The organism is Ginsengibacter sp. (genome assembly GCF_057362405.1).
This window is the reverse complement of record NZ_JBMQQG010000244.1, coordinates 1-6,290: the sequence shown is the minus strand read 5'-3', so window position 1 is coordinate 6,290 and position 6,290 is coordinate 1. Positions and strand designations below refer to the sequence as shown.

6 protein-coding genes are annotated in these 6,290 nt (G+C 39.3%); 2 read left to right on the top strand and 4 right to left on the bottom strand.

Annotation, left to right across the window (positions count from 1 at the left end):
* Both ACO1O5_RS21010 and dacB read right to left on the bottom strand, forming a co-directional pair.
* Positions 1–323: DUF6526 family protein (locus tag ACO1O5_RS21010; protein ID WP_486273778.1), on the bottom strand; the 323-nt coding region annotated here is incomplete at its 3' end.
* 33 nt (positions 324–356) lie between these two features.
* Positions 357–1,751, bottom strand: a complete 1,395-nt coding sequence (gene dacB, locus ACO1O5_RS21005) for a D-alanyl-D-alanine carboxypeptidase/D-alanyl-D-alanine endopeptidase (protein WP_486273777.1) — start codon at positions 1,749–1,751, stop codon at positions 357–359.
* A gap of 65 nt (positions 1,752–1,816) precedes the next feature.
* On the opposite strand from dacB, the gene ACO1O5_RS21000 reads away from it, so the two are divergent.
* Positions 1,817–3,070, top strand: coding sequence for a CinA family nicotinamide mononucleotide deamidase-related protein (locus ACO1O5_RS21000; RefSeq protein WP_486273775.1), 1,254 nt, complete (start codon positions 1,817–1,819; stop codon positions 3,068–3,070).
* A 92-nt stretch (positions 3,071–3,162) separates the two neighbouring features.
* Positions 3,163–4,500, top strand: a complete 1,338-nt coding sequence (locus tag ACO1O5_RS20995) for a dihydrolipoamide acetyltransferase family protein (RefSeq protein WP_486273773.1) — start codon at positions 3,163–3,165, stop codon at positions 4,498–4,500.
* On the opposite strand, the gene ACO1O5_RS20990 is transcribed toward ACO1O5_RS20995, so the two are convergent.
* Positions 4,497–5,270 carry a hypothetical protein gene (locus ACO1O5_RS20990; protein WP_486273771.1) on the bottom strand — a complete coding sequence of 258 codons (774 nt, stop codon included), beginning with the start codon at positions 5,268–5,270 and terminating at the stop codon, positions 4,497–4,499. The two genes, ACO1O5_RS20995 and ACO1O5_RS20990, sit on opposite strands and share 4 nt — an antisense overlap.
* Before the next feature lie 216 nt (positions 5,271–5,486).
* Positions 5,487–6,290, bottom strand: an 804-nt coding sequence (locus ACO1O5_RS20985) for a 4Fe-4S dicluster domain-containing protein (RefSeq protein WP_486273770.1), incomplete at its 5' end; no start/stop codon positions are given.

Sequence of the window (6,290 nt, the reverse complement as noted above, 5' to 3'; positions counted from 1 at the left end):
GCAAAGCGCAATGCAATTACCTGTGATTTTCGTAAACGCTTATCCAATAGTTTGCCCGTTAGTACGAAATGCCGCAGATTTTCTTCGGCACGTATCGCCCGGTCCTGAGCAACCAGTGCAAACTTGCGTGCATACCATAACGTTATGATGCAACTATAACTTAACCCAAATATAATGCCTGCTACTAATCTTCCTGAATGTTGTTGATATGTCTTGACCAGGTTCCATGCTGCGCCGGCCAGGCATAAAATCAATATCGTTGAAACAACAAAATGATATAAGGGGACATAGCGCGAATGGTGTTTATAACTCTGTGCTTTCATACTATTTATTTAAGTTTTTAGAAATTGATTGCATTATTTCAGCAGGTCAAGCAAAGCCCATATTTTTTTTCTTACAACATTAGCATCGCCATCAAAATTATTTATTATAAATGCAAAAGCGTACTCAACTCCCTTTTTATCTTTTATGAACCCGGTGTAAGATACAACTCCTCCAATGGATCCGCTTTTCATTTTGATGCCGTTTATTTCGGGCAAGGCATTATAGAACGAAGGAAACCACGTTTGCTTTCTTGCGTATTGCATTACGCTCAACAACGTTGAAGCAGTTACACGATTGGCAGGGGAGAGACCGCTTCCATCGATAATATTCATTGCAGAAGGTTCAATTCCTTTTTTACTCCAATTTTTTTTTATAACACTTACACCACTGTCCGTTGCACCGACATTTGTGAATCGGTAGCCAAGTGTTTTTGTTAGAGATTCTCCATACAGGTTAATGCTTTTTTTCAAAAACCAGTAAACAATACTATCAAGGTCTGGCGAATAATGCGTGTAAAATGTATGCACCGGGTCATCATTCGGTTTTGCACCAGGATAAGCTTTGTCAATAGATTCGACCGGTAAGTTTTTAAGAGACGCTTCCAGCGATATCGCCAGTTGCTTTGCGGGCTCCGGCATAGAGCCGGAGATAACAAAATTATTTTCGTTCACGGGAATGGTTCCTCTCACGTTGCTATAAGTATTGCCTTGTGGTATAAAAATATACGAATTGTCGCCTGTACCTTTGCCTGCAGCGGTGGCCAACACATTAAGATTAAGTCCTGCAACAAAGGAAGGCTTGGTATTTACCAACGTTATTGTGTCACCTACATTCTTGCCGGATTTTAGAAAAAGGTCATATTGGTTTTCCCGCCAGTTGAGCGCTCGTGCACCCGCACCATAATAGTTGCCGATATCTTCCCATATCCATCCGCCGGGTGTCACCTCGCCTGTCCAGGCACCTTCATCTGTATAAACATGCCCTTTAATTTCGTTTATGCCTTCACGTAACAATGCATTTTTAAATTCAGCTAAAATATTTACTTCAGTTGTTTCGGGGTATCTCCAGCTTCCCAATGTCGGGTCACCACTTCCTTTAATGATTATATCTCCGTTCAACACGCCATTCACAATGTTGCCCGTATAACCCAGGCTGGTAGCATAAGTATAAGTATTTCCCAGCAATTCAAAGGCTGTTGATGCAGTTATCACTTTCTGGCAACTGGCAGGAGCCAGCCCGGTTTCGGTATTAACACGTGTAATGGTTTGGCCGCTTGAATTATCTACAACCAACAACCCGATAGTAGCATGGCTAAAAACTTTCTCTGCGGCAAACTTTTTATAAGCATTATTGAAAACGGTTTTAATATTTTGTGCATAGGCATGTATGGAACAACAGGAAACGAATAAAAGCAACAATTTTTTCAAACTAATTTTTTTATTCAAAACTAATGTAAAATGATAATCTTAATTTGCTGACCTAATTTTGCCCGATGAAAAATGTGAATGCAAGCATCGTAACTATTGGCGATGAATTACTGATAGGCCAGGTGGTGGACACCAACAGCGCCTGGATCGCTCAACAACTTAATAAAATTGGCGTGGCTGTAATACGGCGTGTAGCCGTTGGAGATAGTAGAGACGCAATTGTTCAAATATTGGATGAAGAGAGTATGAATGCCGACATCATTCTTTTGACAGGTGGCCTTGGCCCGACTTCTGATGATATTACCAAGACAGTTCTTTGCGATTATTTCGGGGGAAAAATGATTGTGAATGAAAAGGCGCTTGAAAATGTGAAATACTTGTTTGAAAAGGTATTTAAGCGGCCCATATCTGCTGTAAATCTTATGCAGGCTGAAGTTCCCGATGTATGTGACGTAATTCAAAATAAAAGAGGTTCTGCTCCGGGAATGGTTTTTAGCAAAGGAAATGCAACTTATATAAGTATGCCGGGAGTTCCTTACGAGATGAAGGGAATTATGGAGGATGCTGTAATTCCATTGTTAAAAGAAAAATTTCAATTACCTGTAATTGTTCACCGAACTATGCTTACTGCAGGCATTGGAGAATCGGCCCTTGCAGAAATCATTAAGGATTTTGAAGATGCATTGCCACCTGAAATTAAATTAGCTTACCTGCCCACCTACGGCATGGTAAGGCTTCGTTTGTCTTCATCAGGTTTTGATAAAATTTCGGTAGAAAAAAAGATTGATTACTATTTTAATGAGGTGAAAATTCTTGCAAAAGACTATCTCGTAACTGATGAGGACGAACCGATGCAGGTAGTAATTGGAAAAATATTGAAAGAAAAAAAGAAAACAGTTTCTACCGCAGAAAGCTGCACCGGTGGGTATATTGCACACCTTTTGACTTCGGTACCTGGGTCGTCTTTATATTACGAAGGCAGTATCGTTAGTTATTCATACAATGTAAAAGAAACTTTGCTGGGTGTGCATGAAAATACGTTAAACACTTTCGGAGCAGTAAGTGAACAAACAGTTCAGGAAATGTTGAAAGGATTATTGAAAAAATTAAATACCGATTATGGTATTGCAGTTTCAGGAATTATGGGCCCCGATGGCGGCACCGATGATAAGCCGGTAGGCACCGTTTGGATGGCCGTTGGAAATAAAGAAAATCATCAAACACAAAAAATTAACCTGCGTTTTAGCAGGGAGCGAAATATAGAAGTAACCGGAATGATGGCCTTGAATTTTTTAAGAAGATTTATACTGGCTAATTAATACCTCACGGGTTTTAAAAACCTGTGAGGTATTTAACTTATCGTTTTTACTTAATTTTGACCGTCGACAATTAATCATTTAATAATACATATATGAGCCTGGTAGATTTAGTAATGCCCAAGTTAGGGGAAAGCATCATGGAGGCCACCATTTTGAAATGGCTCAAGCAACCCGGAGATAGGGTCGAGCAGGATGAAGCGATTCTCGAAATTGCTACCGATAAAGTTGATAGCGAAGTGCCTTCAACGGTCGATGGAATTATTGCAGAAGTATTGTTTAAAGAAAATGACCTGGTACCCATTGGTAAAGTTATAGCACGAATAAACACAGAGACTAACGCGACTAATACACTAACAGCACCTGTAAACGATGCTCCTTCTAAAAGGACAGATCATTACGAAGAAGCAAATCTTGTTGAGGAAATACCCTATCAACCAACAGAAAAAGTTTCTACTTCACCCGGTACAAATGGTATTCGTTTTTACTCACCGTTAGTATTAAACATTGCATCAAGCGAAGGCATCTCGATGAGCGAGCTGGAACATATTGACGGAACAGGGCAGGACGGAAGAGTAAGCAAGAAAGATATTATGACTTACCTGGAAAGCAGGAAACATCAGCCACAGCAAAAATACGCTGAAAAGCCCGTTGATACTACTGTTCATGAAGTTCCGACTCCGCCGCAAAAACAGGAATATGCCACACCGGTTACTTTTACCGGTAACGTGGAAATTATTGAAATGGATCGCATGCGAAAGATGATTGCGAAACACATGGTTGACAGCAAGCATACCAGCGCCCATGTTACCAGCTTCGCAGAGTGTGACGTTACGAACCTCGTTTTATGGCGCGAAAAAGTGAAAGGCGAGTTTGAAAAAAGAGAAGGTGAAAAAATAACTTTCACTCCGTTATTTATCGAAGCGCTCATTAAATGTATTAAAAGATATCCCTTGCTAAATAGCAGTGTTGATGTGGATAGAATCATTGTAAAGAAAGACATTAACATAGGCATGGCAACAGCACTTCCTAACGGTAATTTAATTGTGCCTGTAATAAAAAATGCTGACCAGTTAAATTTAACCGGCCTTACCAAACAGGTAAATGGATTGGCTAATGCAGCCCGTACCGGCAAATTAAAGCCAGATGATACTGCCGGTGGAACCTTCACCATAACTAACGTGGGAACCTTCGGAAGTATAATGGGCACACCAATTATTAATCAGCCGCAGGTAGCTATTATGGCTGTTGGGGCAATTAAAAAACGTCCAGTGGTTATTGAAACGGAACAGGGAGATAGCATTGCCATCCGCCACATGATGTACATATCACTGAGTTATGATCATCGCATTATTGATGGTTCGCTGGGCTCTACCTTTCTAAATGCGGTTGCGAAAGAGTTTGAGAACTTTGATGGGAAAAGGAGCATTTAAAGCCTGAATGTGTAGGACTTGTTAGACGCTTCCCAATCTAAATAAGAAATAAGTTTAATTAAATCTTCATCGTTTTTTAAATTTAGCTTTCGGATGGATAAGTACGATTTAATTTCATCGGAAAATCGTCTAAGATTTTTCGTCAAAATTTTTTCATTTGGATTTATTCCCAGGTCAATCATTTTATTTTCTTTACATAGAAAAATAAAAACTTCCTCTTTAAGTGAATACTGCTTACGACCACCAACTCCATAAGTGTATGTTTCCTGAACCTTCTTCTGTAAACACTTTAAAAGCTTTAAAGATTCTCCGCCGTATAATATTTCATAAAATGTGAGACTGTCGTTTCCATTTATAGCCGGAAAGCCATTTTTAAAACTATAAATTTTATTTTCATTCGGATCTTCCGGATACTTCAGCACAAAAGCGTTGACAGGATAATCAATAGAGTAAGCTTTATTATCTTTTTTAAAAAACAATCTGCCGTTATAGAGTGAAAAGCCCACTGTTGAATCTGTAAATTTGATTCCATTTTTAAACTGTACAATTCCTAATCCCCATTGATCCTTAAATAGGGGCGAGCCGGCAATATCACTGCTATTGCCTATGGGTATTATCGAGCCATCTGCGTTATGAAATTCCAGGTTATGAGGAATACCATCATCTCCCATAAATTTCATATCAATCTGGGCATTACTTGCTACTGGATATAAAATACAGCTTAGAGTTAAAATTCCATCAAAACAAATTCTAAAAAATTTGCGAAGCATAGGAGGCGTCTTTTAATTCTTAAGAACCTTACAGCAATTGTTAAATATTTGGCTTTGAACGAGCTGGATATTTAATGGTACTCTAATATACAGTTTTAAATGTTACATGCATAATAATGCTAACTATTAGAACTTCCACAGGCTATTTCAGGCAAGAATTGCTTTCAATAAACCTTCTATAATTAACTTTCGGTATAAGTTAAATGAGAGCCGCTTTTAAACTTCTTCCGTCCACTTATCCCTGTCATCGGGGCTAAATTTCCACGGAGCAAAATTGTTTTCAATGTTGCCAAACATCGTATTCCATTCGGCAGGAGCATTACTTTCTTCCATAACCAAAGAACGGCGGAGTTCAAAAATAATGTCGAGTGGGCTAATACTAACGGGGCATTCTTCTACGCATGCGTTGCAAGTTGTGCAGGCTCTCAATTCTTCGGTGGTGATATAATTATGTAAGAGCGTTTTGGAATCATCTTTAAAAGAACCGTTTGCTTTAATGTTCTTTCTTACTGCCTCCATTCTGTCGCGGGTATCCATCATTATTTTACGGGGATTCAATAATTTTCCGGTAATGTTAGCCGGGCAGGCAGCAGTGCATCTTCCGCATTCGGTGCAGGTGTATGCATCTAATAAATTTTTCCAGCTTAAATCGAAAATGTCTTTAGCACCGAAATTCGGCGATTGTGCCTCAGCGTTAGCAGGCGCCAGTTCGGGTTTAAACATATATTGAACTTCCTTTTCCACGCTTTCCATATTCTCCATTTTGCCTTTTGGCTCCAGTGGTTTATAGTAAGCATTTGGAAAAGCCAGTAAGATGTGAAAATGTTTGCTGTAAGGCAAATAATTAAGAAATGCAAAAATGCCCGTGATGTGCAGCCACCAGCAGGTTCGCTCAATGCTAATTAAAGAAGAAGATGATAGATTTTGAAAAGAAGACGCGAATAATCCGGATAAAATAAAATTTCCATGATCAGCATAATGCGGGCTTCCTTGCAATTGTAAGGCACGGTCCGCGGAGTT

Bases quoted from the DNA above. Each gene is read 5' to 3' on its own strand.
- ACO1O5_RS20990 (WP_486273771.1), bottom strand. From the start codon at position 5,270: ATGCTTCGCAAATTTTTTAGAATTTGTTTTGATGGAATTTTAACTCTA.
- ACO1O5_RS21000 (WP_486273775.1), top strand. From the start codon at position 1,817: ATGAAAAATGTGAATGCAAGCATCGTAACTATTGGCGATGAATTACTG.
- ACO1O5_RS20995 (WP_486273773.1), top strand. From the start codon at position 3,163: ATGAGCCTGGTAGATTTAGTAATGCCCAAGTTAGGGGAAAGCATCATG.